Annotated in this window: 18 protein-coding genes and 1 tRNA gene; 11 read left to right on the forward strand and 8 right to left on the reverse strand. The window is 71.3% G+C overall.

What is annotated here, in order from left to right; genetic code table 11:
* Window positions 1-107 precede the first annotated feature (107 nt).
* Both OG485_RS21845 and OG485_RS21850 read right to left on the reverse strand, forming a co-directional pair.
* Entirely contained in the window at window positions 108-932 is an 825-nt protein-coding gene (locus tag OG485_RS21845; protein ID WP_328670145.1) for a triphosphoribosyl-dephospho-CoA synthase, read from the reverse strand.
* Window positions 933-1,218: 286 nt separating this feature from the next.
* Complete coding sequence (locus OG485_RS21850; RefSeq protein ID WP_328670146.1) at window positions 1,219-1,674, reverse strand: ATP-binding protein; 456 nt, start codon at window positions 1,672-1,674, stop codon at window positions 1,219-1,221.
* 251 nt (window positions 1,675-1,925) lie between these two features.
* Here OG485_RS21850 and OG485_RS21855 point away from each other — a divergent pair, with 251 nt between their 5' ends.
* The 9 genes from OG485_RS21855 to OG485_RS21895 all read left to right on the forward strand — a co-directional run bounded on the left by OG485_RS21855 (window position 1,926) and on the right by OG485_RS21895 (window position 12,200).
* Window positions 1,926-2,777, forward strand: coding sequence for a hypothetical protein (locus OG485_RS21855; protein ID WP_328670148.1), 852 nt, complete (start codon window positions 1,926-1,928; stop codon window positions 2,775-2,777).
* Between the two features lie 221 nt (window positions 2,778-2,998).
* Window positions 2,999-3,733, forward strand: coding sequence for a YcnI family copper-binding membrane protein (locus OG485_RS21860; RefSeq protein WP_328670150.1), 735 nt, complete (start codon window positions 2,999-3,001; stop codon window positions 3,731-3,733).
* 164 nt (window positions 3,734-3,897) lie between these two features.
* Window positions 3,898-4,560 carry an SCO family protein gene (locus OG485_RS21865; RefSeq protein WP_328670152.1) on the forward strand — a complete coding sequence of 221 codons (663 nt, stop codon included), beginning with the start codon at window positions 3,898-3,900 and terminating at the stop codon, window positions 4,558-4,560.
* Entirely contained in the window at window positions 4,557-5,042 is a 486-nt protein-coding gene (locus OG485_RS21870; protein ID WP_443048739.1) for a copper chaperone PCu(A)C, read from the forward strand. The genes OG485_RS21865 and OG485_RS21870 overlap by 4 nt, the downstream gene beginning before the upstream one ends.
* Before the next feature lie 13 nt (window positions 5,043-5,055).
* A complete protein-coding gene (locus tag OG485_RS21875) occupies window positions 5,056-7,068 on the forward strand; it encodes a copper resistance CopC/CopD family protein (protein ID WP_328670155.1) in 2,013 nt (670 codons plus the stop codon).
* An 8-nt stretch (window positions 7,069-7,076) separates the two neighbouring features.
* Complete coding sequence (efeB, locus tag OG485_RS21880; RefSeq protein ID WP_328670157.1) at window positions 7,077-8,396, forward strand: iron uptake transporter deferrochelatase/peroxidase subunit; 1,320 nt, start codon at window positions 7,077-7,079, stop codon at window positions 8,394-8,396.
* 169 nt (window positions 8,397-8,565) lie between these two features.
* On the forward strand, window positions 8,566-9,501 hold the full coding sequence (gene pheA, locus OG485_RS21885) for a prephenate dehydratase (protein ID WP_328670159.1): 936 nt from the start codon (window positions 8,566-8,568) through the stop codon (window positions 9,499-9,501).
* A gap of 570 nt (window positions 9,502-10,071) precedes the next feature.
* On the forward strand, window positions 10,072-11,349 hold the full coding sequence (serS, locus tag OG485_RS21890) for a serine--tRNA ligase (RefSeq protein ID WP_328670161.1): 1,278 nt from the start codon (window positions 10,072-10,074) through the stop codon (window positions 11,347-11,349).
* Window positions 11,346-12,200, forward strand: a complete 855-nt coding sequence (locus tag OG485_RS21895; RefSeq protein ID WP_328670164.1) for an HAD family hydrolase — start codon at window positions 11,346-11,348, stop codon at window positions 12,198-12,200. The genes serS and OG485_RS21895 overlap by 4 nt, the downstream gene beginning before the upstream one ends.
* Window positions 12,201-12,381: 181 nt before the next feature.
* On the opposite strand, the gene OG485_RS21900 is transcribed toward OG485_RS21895, so the two are convergent.
* The 6 genes from OG485_RS21900 to OG485_RS21925 form a co-directional block, all read right to left on the reverse strand.
* Window positions 12,382-12,468 (reverse strand) — tRNA-Ser (locus OG485_RS21900).
* Window positions 12,469-12,729: 261 nt separating this feature from the next.
* Complete coding sequence (locus tag OG485_RS21905) at window positions 12,730-13,005, reverse strand: SGM_3592 family protein (RefSeq protein ID WP_328670166.1); 276 nt, start codon at window positions 13,003-13,005, stop codon at window positions 12,730-12,732.
* 127 nt (window positions 13,006-13,132) lie between these two features.
* Window positions 13,133-13,852: an ABC transporter permease gene (locus OG485_RS21910; protein WP_328670168.1), complete on the reverse strand. Its 720-nt coding sequence runs from the start codon at window positions 13,850-13,852 to the stop codon at window positions 13,133-13,135.
* Window positions 13,853-13,862: 10 nt separating this feature from the next.
* Window positions 13,863-14,774, reverse strand: a complete 912-nt coding sequence (locus tag OG485_RS21915; RefSeq protein ID WP_328670170.1) for an ABC transporter ATP-binding protein — start codon at window positions 14,772-14,774, stop codon at window positions 13,863-13,865.
* Window positions 14,771-15,676 carry an ABC transporter permease gene (locus tag OG485_RS21920; protein ID WP_328670171.1) on the reverse strand — a complete coding sequence of 302 codons (906 nt, stop codon included), beginning with the start codon at window positions 15,674-15,676 and terminating at the stop codon, window positions 14,771-14,773. Before OG485_RS21920 ends, OG485_RS21915 begins: the two co-directional genes overlap by 4 nt.
* Window positions 15,666-16,628: an ABC transporter ATP-binding protein gene (locus OG485_RS21925; protein WP_328674588.1), complete on the reverse strand. Its 963-nt coding sequence runs from the start codon at window positions 16,626-16,628 to the stop codon at window positions 15,666-15,668. Before OG485_RS21925 ends, OG485_RS21920 begins: the two co-directional genes overlap by 11 nt.
* 257 nt (window positions 16,629-16,885) lie before the next feature.
* Here OG485_RS21925 and OG485_RS21930 point away from each other — a divergent pair, with 257 nt between their 5' ends.
* Both OG485_RS21930 and OG485_RS21935 read left to right on the forward strand, forming a co-directional pair.
* Window positions 16,886-17,728, forward strand: coding sequence for a M24 family metallopeptidase (locus OG485_RS21930; RefSeq protein WP_328670172.1), 843 nt, complete (start codon window positions 16,886-16,888; stop codon window positions 17,726-17,728).
* Window positions 17,725-19,494 carry an SDR family oxidoreductase gene (locus OG485_RS21935; protein WP_328670173.1) on the forward strand — a complete coding sequence of 590 codons (1,770 nt, stop codon included), beginning with the start codon at window positions 17,725-17,727 and terminating at the stop codon, window positions 19,492-19,494. Before OG485_RS21930 ends, OG485_RS21935 begins: the two co-directional genes overlap by 4 nt.
* Window positions 19,495-19,595 lie beyond the last annotated feature (101 nt).

Genomic DNA, 19,595 nt, shown 5'->3' on the forward strand with positions numbered 1-19,595 from the left:
AGGGGCGGGAGCAGAGGCAGCCTCCGGGCTCCGGTGCGACCGGGGCGTGTGCGGCCCCGTACGGACTCCGGCTTCCGGTCCGGTGCCGGAGTGGACCTGGACGGCCGTCAGACGCGCGTGACCGGCAGCGCGTCCACGAACAGCGCGCCCGCGAGCAGGCCGCCGCTGCCCCGGGGACTCCACCCGCGCGCGTGGAGATCGTCGTCGAGGACGGCCAGGCCCGAACGCCCGGCCTCCGTGGACGTACCCCCCGCTTCGAGCACCCCCCGGGCGCCGGCCTGGACATGGCGGAGGCCATGGGGGCCTGCCGTGTACAGCAGCTCGGTGTCCTGGAGCGTGGCCATGACCGTCAGGAGGGCGTCGAGACGGGCGCACGGTTCGGGCGCGCCGGCCGCGCGGGCGGTGGCGAGCGCGTCCAACGCCCGTCGCACATGCGGGAATCCGGCACGCGCCTCACCGCGCGCACCGGCCGCGCCGTACGTCGCGGAGACGGACGAGCCGCGGGAGGGCCGCCGCGGTGCCCGCCGGTCGGTGTGCGCCGCGATCCGCTTGGCCGTCGCGGTGACATCGGCTCCGGTGGCCCCGGGGTCCAGCGCCGCCGCGGCGACCAGCAGCCCGAGAACCCACAGGGCACCGCGGTGGCCGCCGCCCGTCAGGGCCACCGAGTGCTCGGTGCACCGGCCGATCGAGCCCAGCTCCGCGCGGAGTTCGGGCGTGGTGCGGCCGGTGCGGCGGGCGGCGGCGGCCATGGCCGCGAGGCCGGGGGTGAGCGCCTTGGCGGACCAGCGCAGGGAGCACAGATCCCGCCGGGTGACCCGGGCGCGGAGGTCACGTGGGTCGGGCAGTCCGGGTTTGGGGGTCAGTTCCAGCTGCCGGTTCAGCGCGGCCACCGCGGCCCGCGCCAGCACCTCGTCGTCCTCGCGGCTGCTCATCGACGTACCCCTTCTCCTGAGGACGCCGACGGTGAAGGCACCAGATCCGAGGCGGCCATGTGCGAAGGGAACGTAGACGCGCCGGCTCTCAAGAACCTGGGCGCACACTGTCAGCGGCCTGTGAACTCCGGGAGGGGCGAGAAGCCGAGAACCGGGGCGCGGGGCGCGGAGGCCCCGGCGGATTGCCTCCGGCACGGTCGGACGTCGGTGCCGTCAGGTGCGTCCGGCACCACCGGCGCGTCCGGCACGGCAGGCGTTGTCCGGCACGCCAGGCACATCAGGCACGTCAGGCGGGCAGCAGCGAGGGAGCCGTCTTCCACTTGAGGATCTTGTCGAAGCTCACCACCGCACCGCCGCGCCCCGGCTTGTTGCCGATGTGGACGTGGTCGGCGAGCTCGCGGATCAGGCACAGCCCCCGGCCGTGCTCCGCGTCCTCGCCGGCCTGACGGAGCAGGGCGCGGGCGTTCCCGGCCGGAAAACCCGGGCCGAAATCGGCGACTTCGATGCGGCACTGGTCACCGTCGAGGTAGGCCGTCACGCGATACGCCTCGCAGGAAGAGCCCCGCACGTCGTCCCCGCCGTGTTCGACGGCGTTGGCGCAGGCCTCGGTGAGAGCGACGGAGAGGTCGTACGAGATGTCCGGGTCGACACCCGCGCTCTCCATCGTGCCGAGCAACAGGCGTCTGGCGAGCGGAACACTCGCAGCCTCGCGCCGCAGATGGAGTGACCACCAGATGCTCATGCTCCAGCCTCCCGGCCGCGGCTCGACATACCGTTACGTATTGCCGCAACCACCCGTGCGCAATCGCATACGCGACGTGATGCCGCCCATACGGCCGACGCGCTCACATGAGGCAGCGGTGTATGCGCGAGCGATCCGCCGCCGGACGACGGCCCTTCGGCCGACCGCCGTCCGGCGGACGGACCGGTCACAAGCCATCAATCGGACCTGCCGCACGGGGCGTCGGGGCCCAGTGCGATGATGAGCCCGCCATGACTGCCCCCCACCAGCGTTCGGCGCGTTCCGGAGCAGGCCTCCGGACCCTGAGGGCCGCGGTGTTCGCCGCGGTCTGCGTCGTGCTGGCCGCGGCCGGTCACGGGATCGCCTCCTGCGCCACGGTCCCCTTGTGGACGCTGGGCGCCGGCTTCCTCGCGGTCTTCGCGGTCGCCGCGGCGCTGGCGGGCCGCGAACGCGCGCTGCCGGGCATCGTGGCACTTCTCGCGCTCGGCCAGACCGTGCTGCACACCCTCTTCGGACTCGGACTGCGGACCGGTACGACGGGCACCGGGTCGTCCATGGGCGCGATGGCGCCCGGGATGCCGATGTCCGACGCCACGCTCGTGGCGCGCGCCGCCCGTCTGGTGTGCGGGACGGCCGCGGCCGCGATCAGCCCCGCGCAGGCGATGAAGATCCTCGCCGACGCGCGGATCGACACGGGCATGACCGGTATGACCGGCATGACGTCGTCCATGCACCACGCCTCGGACGCCGTGCCCACCGCCGCGGGGACCCCGATGCCGGTGCTGCCCTCCCTGCCGATGCTGCTCGGCCACGTGCTCGCGGCCGTCGCCGCCGGATGGGTGCTGCGCCATGGCGACCTGGCCCTCCTGCGGCTCATGCGCCTGTCGGCGCAGGGCGTCACGGAAGCGGCGCTCGTGCGCTCCTTGCGGGCCGCTCTGACCCTCGTACGCGCCCTGCGTACGGGACTTCCGGGCGCGCCCGAGATCGCGCGCACGCATCGCACCGCGCCGCTCGCGCCCCTCGCTCCACGGACGACCGCTCTTCAGCACACCGTCGTCCGGCGCGGGCCCCCCGCCTTCACCGCGTTCACCCTCGTCGCCTGACACGACGCGCCGCTTCACGGAAATCCACGAATTCCCGGTCCCCGGAGTCCTCGACTCCATCGGCCGCACGGGGTTCACGGACCTTCTCGAAGGGGACGCGGTCGTGCCGCACGCGCGTGCCCGCCGGGTCTCCCCGGGGTGTCGCTCTCGCCCCTTCCACGGGACACCGAGGCGCCGCGCGTCCCCTTTGTCACCGGACTGAATGTGGAGTGTCTCCTTCCATGAAGGCTTCTCGTCTCGCCGTCGTCGGCACCGCCGCCGCCACCGCCGTTCTCGCCCTGTCCGCCCCCGCGTTCGCGCACGTCTCCGTGCAGCCCGAGGGCGTGGCCGCCAAGGGCGGCTACACCGTCGTGAACTTCAAGGTGCCCAACGAGCGCGACAACGCCTCGACCACCCAGGTCGAGGTGAACCTCCCGGCCGACCACCCGCTGGCCTCCGTGATGCCGCAGCGGCTCGACGGCTGGACCGTGAAGGTCACCAGGTCCAAGCTCGACAAGCCGGTCACCGCGCACGGCGAGAAGATCGACGAGGCCGTCACCAAGGTCACCTGGACCGCCGACGGCAAGGGCATCGAGCCGGGCTACTTCCAGAAGTTCCCGCTCTCCATCGGCGCGCTGCCCGAGGACACCGACACCCTCGTCTTCAAGGCGATCCAGACGTACTCCGACAAGGACGTCGTGCGCTGGATCGAGCCGCAGAAGGAGGGCGCGGAGGAGCCCGAGCACCCGGCTCCGACCCTCGCGCTCTCGGCCGCGACCGAGGGGGGCCATCACGGCTCCGCCGCCGCGGAGGACGCCTCCCACACGGAGGAGACCGCCGAGCACACCGACGAGGCGGCCTCCGCCACGGACAGCAGCGACACCACCGCGCGCGTGCTCGGCGGCGTGGGCATCCTCGTCGGCCTGGCGGGCGTGGCGTACGGCGTTCTGGCCGGCCGGCGGCGTACGAACGCCTGAGGTGCCGGCACACATCTGAGGCACTGAGACACACGCTCCTGGTGGGCACCGGAGGGTCGCGGACACGGCTCCGCGGACCGGCTCGCGGCCGCGCCCGGCCCGGCCCCGCCGCCTCGTCCGACCCCCGGTGCCCACCGGAGCGCTCACATCTGGGACATTTTTCTATGCGCAAGAAGACGTACGCGACGGCCGCCCTGTTCGCCGCCGCCGCTCTGACCCTCTCCGCCTGCGGCACCGGCGACGACAGCGACGCCGGCAACGGCCCGGTCGCCGCCGTGTCCGTCGAGGCCGGATCCGCCAAGGCCGCGACGGTCCTGGACAACCCGTTCGAGAAGCCGGACCTCGTGCTCACCGACACGACCGGCAAGAAGTACGACCTGCGCGCGGAGACCAAGGGCCGTCCCACGCTCGTCTACTTCGGCTACACCCACTGCCCCGACGTCTGCCCCCTGACGATGAACAACCTCGCCGTCGCCAAGAAGCAGCTCCCGAAGGCCGAACAGGACAAGCTGCGCGTCGTGTTCGTCACCACCGACCCGGCCCGCGACACACCCGCCGCCCTCGGCACCTGGCTCAAGGGCATCGACCCCGATTTCATCGGCCTGACCGGCGACTTCGCCACGATCCAGGCCGGCGCCCGCCGCCTCCACATCACCGTCGAGCCGACGACCAAGAACAAGAACGGCAAGACCGTCTCCGTGCACGGCACCCAGGTCGTCGCCTTCTCGCCGAAGACCGACGCGGGCTATGTGCTGTACGGCGAGCGCGCCACCGTCGACGACTACACCAAGGACCTGCCCAAGATCGCCGAGGGGAAGACCCCGTGAGCCGCCGTACGGGCCGCCGCGCGGGACTCCTCGCCGCCTGCTCCCTCGTCCTGACCGCCACCGGGACCCTGACGGGCTGCGGTTCGGGCGGCTCCTCGTCGCCCCCGGCCGGCCCCGAACTCAAGGTCACCGGCGCCTACATGCCCGCCCCCAGCATGGACACCATGGCGGCGGGCTTCTTCACCGTCACCAACTCCGGCGGCGCCGACACACTCACCTCGGTCACCAGCGATCTCTCGGACGACGTGACGATGCACGCGACCGTGGACGGCGCGATGGAGGAGAAGGAGTCCTTCGCCGTACCCGCCGAGGGCACCCTGGACTTCGCCAGCGGCGGCAACCACCTCATGTTCGCAAAGCTCACCCACAAGCCCGGACAGGGCGAGAAGGTGTCCGTGGAACTGCACTTCGCCAAGTCCGGCACGGTCAGGATCTCGATGCCGGTGAAGCCCGCGACATACACGCCGAAGACCGGACGCTGAGGGAGGCATCACCGTGACATCGACCATCGCCCCCCGCTTCAGGACCCTCCTGCTGCTGTTCCTCGCCGTCACCGGAGCGCTCCTGGCGGGCGCCGCGCCCGCCTCCGCGCACGCCGCGCTGACCGGGAGCAACCCGACGCAGGGATCGGTGGTCGACAAGGCGCCCGCCCAGGTCTCGCTCACCTTCTCCGAACAGGTCTCGCTGAACGACGAATCGCTCCAGGTGCTCGACCCCAAGGGCGGGCGGGTCGACGCCGGGAGCGCGAGCGACCTGGGCGGCGACACCTACGGCCTGAGGCTGCGCCCGGGGCTGCCCGACGGCACGTACACCGTCACCTACCAAGTGGTGTCCGCGGACAGCCACCCCGTCGCGGGCGCCTTCACCTTCTCCGTCGGTGCCCCTTCGCAGACCTCCGTCGCGCTGTCCGGCCAGGCGGTGGGGGGCGGCCTGGTGGGCTTCCTCTACGGAGCCGCGCGCTACTTTTCGTACGCCGGATACATCCTGCTCGTCGGCGGAGCCACCTTCGTGCTGACCTGCTGGCAGCGCGGCTCGGGCATCCGGCCGGTACAGCGGCTCGTGGTCAGCGGCTGGCTCACGCTCACCGCCTCCACACTCGCCCTGCTGCTCCTGCGCGGTTCGTACGTGGGGTCCGGCAAGGCCGGCGACATCTTCGACCTGACCCTGCTCGGTGAGGTGCTGCAGACGAAATCGGGCGCGGCCCTGGTGTCGAGACTGCTGCTGCTCGCCGCGGCGGCGCTGTTCATCGCCGTGCTCTTCGGCGCGTACGCCAGACGCGACGAGGACGAACGCGCGGCCGGAGCGAACACCGGGAGCGGAGAGCCGGCCGAGGGAACGGACACCGGCGCCACGGACACCGGCGCCACGGACACCGCTGCCACGGACGCCGAGGACCCGGACGCCGAGGCCGGTCACCTGGCCGCGGAGAAGAACGACCTCACCTTCGGGCTCGCCGTCGGCGGCTCGGTCGTCGCGGCCGGCCTCGCCGCGACCTGGGCCATGGCCGAGCACGCCTCCACCGGCGTCCAGCCGGGTATCGCGATGCCCGTCGACGTCCTGCACCTGCTGGCCGTCGCCGTCTGGCTCGGCGGTCTGTCGACGCTGGTGGTCGCCCTGTTCCGGGCTCCGGCACAGACGCCCGTCGAGGCGACGACCGTCCGCCGTTTCTCCCGCCTCGCGTTCGGCGCCGTCCTCGTACTGGTCGCCACCGGGATCTACCAGTCGTGGCGCCAGCTCGGCTCCTGGTCGGCGCTCACCGACACGTCGTACGGACAACTGCTGCTCGTCAAGGTCGGCCTGGTGGCCGTCCTCGTGGGCATCGCGTGGATCTCGCGGCGCTGGACCGCCCAGCTGTCCGAGGTGACGGCCCCCGAGGCCGCCGCCGTCCTCGTGGAGCAGCGCTCCGAGCTGAGGACGCCCGCCACCGTCCCCGCCGACTCCCGGCGCGCCGCCCAGCTCGCCCGGCAGCAGGCCGCCGTGGACTCCACGCGCGACAAGCGGGTCCGTGACGCCGACCCGCACCGCTCGGGCCTGCGGCGCTCGGTGCTCGCCGAGGCCGGGGTCGCGGTCGTCCTGCTCGCGGTCACGACCGCGCTGACGGCCACCGAGCCGGGACGTACGGCGGAGGCGGCCCGGCAGGCCACCGCGTCCGCCGCGCAGCGCTCCGGACCGCTGTCCCTGAAGATGCCGTTCGACACGGGTGGCGAGGACGGCAAGGGCACGGTGGAGGTCACCCTCGACCCGGCCCGTGTCGGCGGCAACCAGATGCACGTCTTCGTGCTCCGGCCGAACGGCAAGGCCTTCGACGTCCCCGAGGTGAAGGTCGCCTTCACGCTCACCGCGAAGAACGTCGGCCCGCTGCCCGTGACCCCCGACCGGGTCGCCACCGGACACTGGGCGGCGAGCGGGGTACAGATCCCCATGGCGGGCGACTGGAAGATCGCGGTGACCGTGCGCACCTCCGACATCGACCAGGCCACCGTGAACAAGAACGCGCAGATCGGCTGAACCTGACCATGGCTGACCAGTCCACCCCGGGGACCTCCGCCCCCTCCGGCCGAAAGGCCCCGTCCCCCGAGGCGTCCACCGGCACCGCGTCGCCGGGCGATGCCCCGCGGGGAGTCATGTCACGGCGCCGGCTGCTCGGCACCGCCGGCGCCACCGGGCTCACGCTCGGAGCGGCGGGGGCAGCCGTGGGGTACGCGGCGGCACCTTCCCCCGCCAAGACCGTCCCGCTGACCTCCGTCGGCGCGGACATGGCAATGTTTCACGGGAAACATCAGCCGGGCATCACCACCGCCCTCCAGGCCCGCGGCCACCTCGTCGCCTTCGACCTGACGGCGGGCGCGGGCCGCAGGGAGGCCGCCGCCCTGCTGCGCCGCTGGTCGGTGACGGCCCAGCGGCTGATGGCGGGCGAGGCCGCGGCCCACGAGGACACCGACGTCGCGCACGACGCCGGACCGTCGTCCCTCACCGTCACCTTCGGCTTCGGTCACAGCTTCTTCGCGCGTACGGGCCTGGAGAAGCAGCGGCCGGTCGCCCTGGACCCGCTGCCCGACTTCTCCTCCGACCACCTCGACAAGGCGCGCAGCGACGGCGACCTGTGGGTGCAGATCGGGGCGAACGACGCCCTCGTCGCCTTCCACGCCCTGCGCGCGATCCAGAAGGACGCCGGCACCGCGGCGCGGGTGCGCTGGCAGATGAACGGCTTCAACCGCTCGCCGGGCGCCACCGCCGCGCCGATGACCGCCCGCAACCTGATGGGCCAGATCGACGGCACCCGCAATCCGAAGCCCTCCGAGCCCGACTTCGACGGACGGATCTTCGTCCCCGCCTCCGGAACCCCGGAGTGGATGGCGAACGGCTCCTACGCCGTCGTACGCCGGATCCGCATGCTTCTCGACGACTGGGAGAAGCTCTCGGGCAAGGCCCAGGAGGACGTCATCGGGCGGAAGAAGTCCACGGGGGCGCCGTTGAGCGGCGGCACCGAGTCCACCGCGATGGACCTGGACAAGACCGACGCCGACGGCAACCTGGTCGTACCGATCAACGCGCACGCGCGCATCACCCGGCCCGATCAGAACGGAGGAGCCGCGATGCTGCGCCGTCCGTTCTCCTTCCACGACGGCATCGACGCCGAGGGGACGCCCGACGCCGGTCTGCTCTTCGTGTGCTGGCAGGCCGATCCGGTGCGTGGTTTCGTCCCCGTCCAGCGCAAACTCGACCGCGGCGACGCGCTCTCGGAGTTCCTCCGCCACGAGTCGAGCGGCCTCTTCGCGGTGCCGGGCGGCGCCGCGGAGGGGGAGTACGTGGGGCAGCGGTTGCTGGAGGGGTGACGAGGCCGCACGGGGGCGGGCTCCAGACGGACACGGCCCAGCGGCTCCGTACCGTGTTCCGTACCGCGGTACCGGGCTCCGTACCGCGGTACCGGGCTCCGTATCGGGGCCGGTGGCGAGGGTTCCGCGGGCGGCGGACGGGTCGGGCGCGGCCCATTAGGGTGACGGTATGTCGGCGACGCGCTACACCTATCTCGGCCCCGAGGGTACGTTCACCGAGGCCGCCCTTCGCACGCTTCCCGAGGCCGCGACGCGGGAGCTGGTTCCCATGGTGTCCGTCCCGGCCGCGCTCGACGCGGTACGCGGCGGCCAGGCCGCGGGTGCCCTCGTCCCGATCGAGAACTCCGTCGAGGGCGGCGTCACCGCCACCCTCGACGAGCTGGCCAAGGGCGACCAGCTGATGATCTACCGCGAGGTCGTGCTGCCGATCGCCTTCGCCCTGCTGGTCAGGCCCGGCACGGCGCTGAAGGACGTCAAGACGGTCACCGGACACCCGGTCGCCCAGCCGCAGGTGCGCAACTGGCTCGCCACGCATCTGCCGGACGCCGTCTGGGAGTCGGCGGCCTCGAACGCGGACGGCGCCCGGCTGGTCCAGGAGGGCCGTTTCGACGCGGCCTTCGCGGGCGAGTTCGCCGCGGCCACGTACGGCCTCGAACCACTGGTGACCGAGATCCACGACGCGGCGAACGCCGAGACCCGCTTCGTACTGGTCGGCCGCCCGGCCCGGCCCGCCGCGCCGACCGGCGCCGACAAGACCTCTGTGGTCATCTGGCTCGGCGACGACCACCCCGGAGCGCTGCTCGAACTGCTCCAGGAATTCGCCGTGCGCGGCGTCAACCTGATGCGGATCGAGTCCCGCCCGACCGGTCAGGGAATCGGCAATTACTGCTTCTCGGTGGACGCCGAGGGGCACATCACCGACAGCCGGGTGGGCGAGGCGTTGATGGGCCTCAAGCGAATCTGCCCCCAGGTGCGCTTCCTCGGTTCCTACCCCCGGGCCGGCGTCGCCCTGGAGGACGTACGGCCGCTGCGGCCCGGAACGTCGGACCACGAGTTCTCCGCGGCCTCGGACTGGCTCGCGCGCTGCGCCGACGGCCGGTTCTGAACGGCGGGTCCACAGCCGTCCGAGCGTTTCCCGCAGGTCCCACCTGCCGATTTCCCCATCCACAGGGTTATCCACAGGCACGCTTACCGACCTGGGGACAAGTCGACAACGAAGCGCTACATCATCGACAAATCGGCTACTCGACCCAAGTCCGTCCACACCCTTGCACGTCCCTCTTCGTCTACCCTTTTCCATTGATCAACCCGATAGAGCTAATCATTTACACCCGAAAGTGGCTGCACAGAGGGTTTGAACCGGGAATTCCACGGCCACCGAAGAGGGATCGGAATGATCAATTCCGACATCCACAGATCTTCCACACACCCTGTGGATAACCGACGAGGAGGGTCGCACCCTGTGGACAACCCGCCCCGCAAGTGCCGCCCCCCGCAAGGAAATCCGGTCAACCGGCGAAGTGCCGCCTACCCCGTTCCGGGGAGTAGGCCCCTTTTCCTTGACGTCGCTCGACAATCAAGAGATGGGATCCGGCATTTCACTCATACCGTGACAGCGGTCACGCTCTGGAATATCGGGTCGTTGGCCGGAAGTCCGCACCGGTAGCCTTGAGGGGTGATTGACCTTCGCCTGCTCCGTGAGGACCCCGACCGTGTTCGCGCCTCCCAGCGCGCCCGTGGAGAGGATGTCGCGCTCGTCGACTCCCTCCTCTCCGCCGACGAGCGGCGCAGGTCGTCCGGCGTCCGCTTCGACGAGCTGCGTTCCGAACAGAAGTCGCTCGGCAAACTGATCCCCAAGGCCACCCCGGACGAGCGCGCCGAGCTGCTGAAGAAGGCCGAGCAGCTCAAGACCGACGTCAAGGCCGCCGAGGCCGAACAGAACGACGCGGACGAGGAGACCAAGCGGCTCCTCCTCCAGCTCGGCAACCTGGTGCACCCCGACGTCCCGGTCGGCGGCGAGGAGGACTTCGTCGTCCTGGAGACGCACGGGACCATCCGCGACTTCGCCGCCGAGGGCTTCGAGCCCAGGGACCACCTGGAACTCGGCGAGGCCCTGGGCGCCATCGACGTCGAGCGCGGCGCCAAGGTGTCCGGCTCGCGCTTCTACTACCTGACCGGCGTCGGCGCGCTCCTGGAGCTCGCCCTCGTCAACGCGGCGATCGCCCAGGCCACCGAGGCCGGCTTCACGCCGATGCTGACCCCGGCCCTGGTGCGCCCGCGCGCCATGGAGGGCACCGGTTTCCTCGGCCAGGCCGCGGAGAACGTGTACCACCTGGAGAAGGACGACTACTACCTGGTCGGCACCTCCGAGGTCCCCCTCGCGGCGTACCACATGGACGAGATCCTGGACGCCGCCAAGCTGCCGATGCGCTACGCCGGTTTCTCGCCGTGCTTCCGCCGCGAGGCCGGCACGTACGGCAAGGACACCCGCGGCATCTTCCGCGTGCACCAGTTCGACAAGGTCGAGATGTTCTCGTACGTCGACCCCGCGGACGCCGAGAACGAGCACCAGCGGCTCCTCGAATGGGAGAAGCAGTGGCTGACCGGCCTCGAACTGCCCTTCCAGGTGATCGACGTGGCCAGCGGTGACCTGGGCTCCTCGGCCTCCCGCAAGTTCGACTGCGAGGCGTGGATCCCGACCCAGGGCAAGTACCGCGAGCTGACCTCGGCCTCCAACTGCGACGGCTTCCAGGCCCGCCGCCTGTCGGTCCGTATGCGCGACGGCAAGAAGGTCCAGCCGCTCGCCACACTGAACGGCACGCTGTGCGCCGTCCCGCGCACGATCGTCGCGATCCTGGAGAACCACCAGCTCGCCGACGGTTCGGTGCGGGTTCCCGAGGTGCTGCGCCCCTACCTGGGCGGCCGTGAGGTTCTGGAGCCGATCTCCAAGTGACCAGCACCACCGGTTCGACGGGAGCGTCCGGGGCCACGGAGCCGGGGGCGTTCCCGTACAAGCTCGTCGCGACCGATCTCGACGGGACGCTGCTGCGTTCCGACGAGACGGTCTCGGCCCGCACACGTGACGCGCTCGCCGCGGTGACCGAGGCGGGCGCGGCCCACATCGTCGTCACCGGGCGCGCGGTGCCCTGGACGCGGCACGTCCTCGACGAGCTCGGCTATCAGGGCCTCGCGGTCTGCGGCCAGGGCTCGCAGGTCTACGACGCGGGGGAGCACCGGCTCCTCACCTCGGTGACCCTGGACCGGCAGCTGGCCGGTCTGGCGCTCGCCAAGATCGAGGCGGAGGTCGGACCGCTGCTGCTGGCCGCGAGCCGCGACGGGCTCGACGGCGACGTGCTGGTCGGCCCCGGCTACCGCAGGCTGGAGGGCGCGCTGCCGGTCGTCCCGCTCAAGGACGCGGCGGACCTGTGGTCGGCCCCTCTGAACAAGGTGTACGTCCAGCATCCGACGCTTTCCGACGACGAGCTCGCGGCCGTGGCCGTGAAGGTCGCGGGCGGACTCGTCGGTGTCACGATGGCGGGCCCCGGCGTGGTGGAACTGCTCCCGCTCGGCCTCTCCAAGGCGACGGGGCTGTCCCTGGCGGCCCGGCGCCTGGGCCTCAAGGCCGCGGACACCATCGCCTTCGGTGACATGCCGAACGATCTCCCGATGTTCGCCTGGGCGGCCCGCGGGGTGGCCATGGCCAACGCCCACGCCGATCTCAAGGCGATCGCGGACGAGGTGACGACCTCGAACGAGGAGGACGGGATCGCGGTCGTGCTGGAGCGCTTGCTGACGCGCCCGTAGCGGCGGTCACCGCGAGCGGGCCCGCCGCATCCCGGCGGCCTCGCTGCGGCGGCCATTGCTGTAGCGACCTTGCCGCGATGGCGGCCCTTGCCTTCGGCAGTCGGCAGTCGGCAGTCGGCAGTCGGCAGTCGGCAGTCGGCAGTCGGCAGTCGGCAGTCGGCAGTCGGATGAGAACGTCTTGCGGAGGATGCGCGGATCGAACGCGCGCGGGGTTTCACCCCCGACTACGGCTTAGCAAGCCGGTGCCTTTCCACTCGGCCAATCCTCCGGGTGGGCGGCCCGCGCGTGACGCGCGCTCGAAGCGGCCGCCCCGGGCAACTCCCCCTGCGAGCGGGTTCGACGGAGGTAGTGACTACTCCGGAACCCGCCGCGGGCTGCCCTGTCGGGAGCTCGACGAACTGCTCCTGATGAACATCGTCGCGCTCCTCTCCCAGACCGTGGCGCCGGCTCGATGCGGCGGCGTGGACACAACCACTGTGCCCGTACGCCGACTTGGGCGCCACTGATTAAAACGCGCGTCCCCGGGGGCTCACTTGCGGCGCCATCTGCGCCGGCGTCCCTTGCTGAAGAACCACCCCGCGGGCGGCTCGTCCGAGCGCCAGGGCTGTGGATCGGGGCCCGACTCACGCCATCGGGCGGCGAGCATGCGCGCGCGGGCCGACGGTTCGGTCGTCTCCGCGGACCGTACGAAGTCCTCGTCGAGGACGAGGTCGTCCCACGGCTCCCCCGCCGTGTCCCCCGGCCCGTCACCGGAGCCGTTCCCGGCCTGTTCCCGGCCGCCGGCTCCCGGTTCCTCGGTCGTCATCCCCGTTCCTCCCGGCCGTGCCTCCCCGTTTCGCCCAGTGTGACCGGACCGGGGTGAAGCCGCTGTCAAAAAAGGGGCTCCCCGCGCGCGTGCCCGTGCCGGAACACCGCGCGTGGGGAGCCCTCGTTCACTCCTCGCCGGCCAGCGTCAGCGACCGCAGCCGCTGCCCCGCGTACCAGGTGGCGAGGACGGTGACCACGACCAGCAGGACCGTCGCGGTCGGCAGGCTCACGTCCGAGGTGACGATGTCACCGCCGGTGACCTTGTGGCCCACGGCGAGCGCCCACTGCTGGACGCTGAGCGTGCGCGCGCCGGACACCAGGGACCCGAACAGGGCTTCCCAGACGAGTGCGTAGACGAGTCCGAAGACCACCGCGTGCCGGGTCACGGTCCCGAGGAGCAGGAACATCGCGGCGTAGGCGATCGAGGCGACCAGGGCGGCCACGGTGTAGGCGACGGCGATCTGCTGGCCGTTGCCGTTCAGGATCATGCCCGCGATGAAGGTCGGCACCGCCGAGAAGGCCATGGTGACGGCGATCGCGACGATCAGTTTGGTGAAGATGATCGTGGGCCGCTTCAGCGGCTTGGCCAGCAGATACACCACCGAGCCGTCGTCGATCTCGGGACCGATGGCTCCCGTGCCGGCGATGACGCCGATGATCGGCACCATCGTGGCGAGGGCGAACCCGCCGAGCAGGTCCGAGGCCACCTGGTCGTCGGCTCCGGAGAAGCTCCGGACGGCCAGGGAGATCACGATGAGCAGGACGGGCAGGACGCCGAGGATGAGGGCCCGCCGGCGGCCGAGCAGGCCCCGGTAGGTGAGCCGGGCGACTGTGGGGTCGTACATCTTCGGCCTCCTACGCCGCGACAAGATACGAGAAGACGGATTCCAGCGACTCGTCGGACGGCGACACCGTCAGCAGCCGGATGCCGTGCTCGCGCGCGACCTTCGGCAACAGGGTGGTGAACCGGCCGAAGTCGACGGCCTGGATGCGCAACGCGCCTTCGGCGAGGTCGACTTCGATGCCGGATGTCGACGGGTCGGCGATGAGTGCGGCGGCCAGTGTCCGGTCGTCGCTGGAGCGGACCAGGTAGCGGTGCGGGCGGTCGGTCATCAGCCGGCGGATGCGCCGGAAGTCGCCGCTCGCCGCGTGCCGTCCGGCGACGATCACCTCGATGTGGGCGGCGAGTTGCTCCACCTCTTCGAGGATGTGGGACGAGAACAGCACGGTGCGGCCCTCGTCGCCCATGCGGCGCAGCAGATCCATGAGCTGCATGCGCTGGCGCGGGTCCATGCCGTTGAACGGCTCGTCGAGGAGCAGCAGGGAGGGGTCGTGGACCAGCGCGGACGCCATCTTCACGCGCTGGCGCATGCCCTTGGAGTACGTGGAGATCTTGCGGTCCTGCGCGTACTGCATCTCGACGGTGGCGAGGGCCCGGTCGGCTGCCTTCGCGCCGAGGCCGTGCAGCTCGGCGTTGGCGACGACGAACTCGCGTCCGGTGAGGAAGTCGTACATCGCCTCACGCTCGGGGACGATGCCGATGTGCCGGTAGATGTCCTCGTTGCGCCAGGTCGGCTTGCCGTCGAGGGTGACGGTGCCGGTGGAGGGGGCGAGGAAGCCGCCCATCATGTTGATGAGAGTGGATTTCCCGGCGCCGTTCGGGCCGAGCAGTCCGGTGACGCCGGGGCCGATCGTCATCGTGATGTCGTTGACCGCCACCACGTTGCCGAACCAGCGTGAGACGTGGTCGATGTTGAGCGTGGTCACAGCCCGACCTTTCGGTAGCGGCGCATCAGAAGGCCGTAGCAGCCCGCGATGAGACCAAGGACGACGACGAGGTAGACGACGCCCTGAGCGGACGAGGGGCCCACCTCGCCGGGGAAGGCGGAGGAGGCGCCGAGGAAGGCCGTCTGCACTCCGTCGATGAGCGTGATCGGCGAGAAGAGCCCGAGCCACGGGACGGCCCCGCTGCTGGAGCGCTCGAAGGCGATGGCCTGGACGGTGGAGACCGCGCCGTAGGAGATGGTCAGGGCGGCGATGACGGCCGCGATGCCGAAGCCGCGGCGCGGGGTGATCGCCGAGATCACCAGGCCGATACCGGCGAAGAGCAGCGAGAGCAGCGCCACGGAGAGCAGCCCCTGTCCGAAGCCCTTGCTCTGGTCGGAGAAGTCGAGCTTGGCCAGGAGCGCGCCCACATAGAGCACGATCAGCGGGGCGGCCGTGAGGATGAACAGCGCCGAGGCCAGGGCCGCGTACTTGGCGCGCACGTAGTCGGCGGTCTCGATGGGGCGGGAGAAGTACAGCGGGACGGTCTTGAACCGCAGGTCCCGGGAGACCGCCTGGGGGCCCTGCGAGGCGACGTACAGGCCGATGACCGCCTGCATGATCACCGCGTAGCGCGTGTAGTCGACGGGCAGGTCCTTCGCCTTGGTGGCCACCGCGACGGCCACCATGATCAGTGCGGGGACGCACATCACCACGAAGAGCAGCATCGGCAGGACCTTGGACTTGACCGAGCGGCCGAGTCCGTAGGAGCCGCGCAGGGACTGCGAGTAGAGGGAGCGGCGGGCGTAGGCGCGTCCCAGGCGCGGGCCGTCGTAGGTGCGGTAGCCGATGTTGTGGATACGGGTCTGCTCACCCTGCTGGGTGAGGGGGTGCTCAACCGCCATGGCCGACCGCCTCCTTCCGCTGTTCGTCGCTGTCGGTGAAGACCTCGGCGATGTGGTGTCTGCGCTGTTCCATGCGGACCAGCCCGAGGCCGAGATCGGCGACCACGTCGCGGACGAGGTCGTAGGTGTCCTCGCTCTCGGTGGTGAGCAGCAGGATGTGTCCGGCGCCCGGCAGCCCGCCGCCGTCGTGGGTCTCGATCCCGCGCGCGTGGAGCACCTCGCGGACCGCGCCCGTGCCGTCCGGGTGCCGGTCGCTGTCGGTGACCTCGATGGCGAGGGTGGTGGTGCTCTTGGTGAAGTCCGTCGTGGAGCTGGAGCGCAGCAGCTTGCCGCCGTCGACGACCACGACGTGGTCGCAGGTGCGTTCCAGTTCGCCCAGGAGGTGCGAGGTGACCAGGACCGAGATGCCGAAGTCCGTGTGGATGCGGCGGATCAGTCCGAGCATGTCGTCGCGGCCGACCGGGTCCAGGCCGTTGGTCGGTTCGTCCAGGAAGACCAGCTGGGGGTCGTGGACGAGGGCCTGCGCGAGTTTGACGCGCTGCTTCATGCCCGTCGAGTAGCCGCCGATGGGGCGGTAGCGCTCCTCGTACAGACCGACGTGGCGCAGGGTGTCCGCGGTGCGCTCGCGGGCCGCGGCCGGCGGCAGCCCGGACATCCGCGCCATGTGGACGACGAACTCGGTGGCCGAGACGTCGGGCGGCAGGCAGTCGTGCTCGGGCATGTACCCGACCCGCTCGCGGATGGCGGCGCCCTCGGTGGCGACGTCGAGGCCGAGCACGTGTGCGCGGCCCTCGGTGGCGGGGGACAGACCCAGCAGGATCTTGATCAGTGTGGACTTGCCGGCTCCGTTGGCTCCGACGAGTCCGGTCACACCGGGCCCGACGTCCACGGAGAGCCGGTCAAGAGCGGTCACCCGGGGGTACCGCTTGCTCAGGCTTTCGGTCGCGATCACAGTCACGATTCGAAGGTAGTGGCGCAGACCACAGGGGTCGTCAGCCCACGGAGGTGGATCCGCGTCAGCCTCCAGTCGTACGGGCCCGTAGGGGTCACCCTCAGGTACGGCTCCGGCGGGGCGGACCGGCCCCGCCGGGTCGGTTGTCCACAGGCCGCCCGCAGGTCTATTGACGCAGCCTCTAACAACTGTCACATTCGCCAGTGTCACGTTACGGGCACGTACCGCAGTCGGTGCGGACAGGGTGGGGCGGTGGCATGACGACGGCAGTGGCAGGCGAACTCTCCGCGGAACTGCGGGGGTTCACAGAGGTGCAGCGCCTCGCGTACGAGTGCGCGGAAGCGGTCGCGGCGCAGCTGAAGCCCGGCGTCACCGAGCGCGAGGCGGCCCGCATGCAGCGCCGGTGGCTGCGTGAGCGCGGGGTGCGGGACTGGTTCCATCTGCCGTTCGCCTGGTTCGGTGACCGCACGGCCTTCGTCGACTTCCGGATCCCGCTGCAGTTCTTCCCCACCGACCGCCGGCTCGAGCCGGGGATGCCCTTCATCCTCGACATGGCCCCCGTGTACAAGGGCTTCACCGCCGACATCGGCTATTCGGGCTCGCTCGGCCTGAACCCCGTGCAGGACAAGCTCCTCGCCGATCTGGAGGCGCACCGCGCGCTGATCCTGCGCGAGGTGCGCGAGCGGCGGCCTCTGCGCGAGATCTACGAGGACGTCGACCGGCTCATGACCCGCCAGGGCTATGCCAACCGGCACCGCGCGTATCCGTTCGGCGTGATCGCGCACAAGGTGGACCGGGTGGCGGAGCGGTCCTGGTCGCCGCGCCTGTTCGGGTTCGGCGTCCAGGCCCTGAAGGGGCTGGCGAGCGACGCGCTGCACGGCCACCGGGAGGGCTGGTCCCCCCTGTGGTCTCCGTACACCTTCTCCGACCACCCGCCCCGGCCGGGGCTGTGGGCGGTCGAACCGCACCTCGGTTTCCGGGGTACGGGCGCGAAGTTCGAGGAACTCCTGGTCGTCACGGACTCCCGGGACCCCGAACAGAGCGCGTTCTGGCTCGACGACGATCTGCCGCATGTGCGGCGCTGGGCGGAGGACAAGTGAGTCTCGTGGGCGCGCGCGAGCGCCGGGTGCGGACGGGCGGGGTCGAGCTGTGTGTCGCCGAACTGGGGGACGACAGGCAGCCGACCGTGGTGCTCGTGCACGGCTATCCGGACTCCAAGGAGGTGTGGTCCGAGGTCGCCGTGCGGCTCGCCGACCGCTTCCATGTCGTGCTGTACGACGTGCGGGGGCACGGCCGGTCGACGGCACCGCGGCCCCTGCGCGGCGGTTTCACACTGGAGAAGCTGACCGACGACTTCCTGGCGGTGATCGACGCGGTCAGTCCCGGCGGGCCGGTGCACCTCGTGGGCCACGACTGGGGTTCGGTGCAGTCGTGGGAGTTCGTCACGGTCGCCCGGACGGAGGGTCGGATCGCGTCCTTCACGTCGATGTCCGGTCCGTCCCTCGACCACTTCGGCCACTGGATCAAGCGGCGGGTGCGGCGGCCCACGCCACGGAGGGTCGGCCAGCTCCTCGGGCAGGGCGCCAAGTCCTGGTACGTGTACATGCTGCACACGCCGGTGCTGCCCGAGCTGGCCTGGCGCGGTCCCCTGGGCAAGCGGTGGCCGAAGATCCTCCAGCGGCTCGAGAAGGTGCCCGCGGGCGACTACCCGACCCCGTCGCTGCCTTCCGACGCGGCGCACGGCGCGTGGCTCTACCGCGACAACGTGCGGTCCCGGCTCGGCCGCCCCCGCGAGGACGCGTACGCGCACGCGCCCGTGCAGCTCATCACGCCCCTGGGGGACGCCTTCCTCTCCGAGCGGCTCTATGACGAACTGGAGAAGTGGGCCCCCGATTCGGTGCGCCGCACGCTCCAGGCCAAGCACTGGGTCCCGCGGACGCGGCCCGGCCAGCTGGCCGACTGGATAGCGGGGTTCGTGACGGCCAACGAGGGCCGTGAGGCCGGAGTTCCCGCGCCCGAACCGGTGGCCTCCGGCAGGTACGCGGACCGGTTCGGCGGGCAGCTCGTGCTGGTCACCGGCGCCGGCAGCGGCATCGGGCGGGCCACAGCGTTCGCGTTCGCCGAGGCCGGCGCGCGGGTGGTGGCCGTCGACCGGGACGCGGAGGCCGCGGTCCGCACGGCGGAGATGTCCCGGCTGATCGGCTCGCCCGAGGCCTGGGCGGAGACGGTCGACGTCAGCGACGAACAGGCCATGGAGAAGCTCGCCGACAAGGTCGCCGCCGAGTACGGCGTGGTGGACGTGCTGGTGAACAACGCCGGTATCGGTCTCTCCGGCTCCTTCTTCGACACCACGGCGGAGGACTGGAGGAAGGTCCTCGACGTCAATCTGTGGGGTGTGATCCACGGCTGCCGGCTCTTCGGGAAGCAGATGGCCGAGCGCGGGCAGGGCGGCCACATCGTCAACACCGCGTCGGCGGCGGCGTACCAGCCCTCGAAGGCGCTGCCCGCCTACAGCACCTCCAAGGCGGCCGTGCTGATGCTCAGCGAGTGTCTGCGCGCGGAGCTGGCCGGCCAGGACATCGGTGTCTCGGCGGTCTGCCCCGGCTTCGTCAACACGAACATCACCGCGACCGCGCGTTTCGCCGGGGTCGACGCGGCCGAGGAGAAACGCCGCCGGAAGAAGTCGGCGCGGCTCTACGGACTGCGCAACTACCCGCCGGAGAAGGTCGCCGACGCGATCCTGCGCGCGGTCGTCCGCAACGAGGCGGTGGTTCCGGTGACCCCGGAGGCGCGCGGCGCCCACCTCCTGCGCCGCTTCGCGCCCCGGGCGGTGCGCGCGATCGCACGTATGGAGCCGCCCTTGTGAGCACACAGCCCTGGGCGGCCGGACGGGAGGAGTCCTGCGCGGGCATACCGCGCTCTCCGCGGCGGTCGTACCATCCGTCGCAGGAGGGTTCACCGCTCAGG

The sequence above is a fragment of the Streptomyces sp. NBC_00328 genome (assembly GCF_036139655.1).
Classification (GTDB): Bacteria; Actinomycetota; Actinomycetes; order Streptomycetales; family Streptomycetaceae; genus Streptomyces.

Bases quoted from the DNA above. Each gene is read 5' to 3' on its own strand.
- OG485_RS21845 (WP_328670145.1), bottom strand. From the start codon at position 932: ATGAGCAGCCGCGAGGACGACGAGGTGCTGGCGCGGGCCGCGGTGGCC.
- OG485_RS21850 (WP_328670146.1), bottom strand. From the start codon at position 1,674: ATGAGCATCTGGTGGTCACTCCATCTGCGGCGCGAGGCTGCGAGTGTT.
- OG485_RS21855 (WP_328670148.1), top strand. From the start codon at position 1,926: ATGACTGCCCCCCACCAGCGTTCGGCGCGTTCCGGAGCAGGCCTCCGG.
- OG485_RS21860 (WP_328670150.1), top strand. From the start codon at position 2,999: ATGAAGGCTTCTCGTCTCGCCGTCGTCGGCACCGCCGCCGCCACCGCC.
- OG485_RS21865 (WP_328670152.1), top strand. From the start codon at position 3,898: ATGCGCAAGAAGACGTACGCGACGGCCGCCCTGTTCGCCGCCGCCGCT.
- efeB (WP_328670157.1), top strand. From the start codon at position 7,077: ATGGCTGACCAGTCCACCCCGGGGACCTCCGCCCCCTCCGGCCGAAAG.
- pheA (WP_328670159.1), top strand. From the start codon at position 8,566: ATGTCGGCGACGCGCTACACCTATCTCGGCCCCGAGGGTACGTTCACC.
- OG485_RS21905 (WP_328670166.1), bottom strand. From the start codon at position 13,005: ATGACGACCGAGGAACCGGGAGCCGGCGGCCGGGAACAGGCCGGGAAC.
- OG485_RS21910 (WP_328670168.1), bottom strand. From the start codon at position 13,852: ATGTACGACCCCACAGTCGCCCGGCTCACCTACCGGGGCCTGCTCGGC.
- OG485_RS21920 (WP_328670171.1), bottom strand. From the start codon at position 15,676: ATGGCGGTTGAGCACCCCCTCACCCAGCAGGGTGAGCAGACCCGTATC.
- OG485_RS21930 (WP_328670172.1), top strand. From the start codon at position 16,886: ATGACGACGGCAGTGGCAGGCGAACTCTCCGCGGAACTGCGGGGGTTC.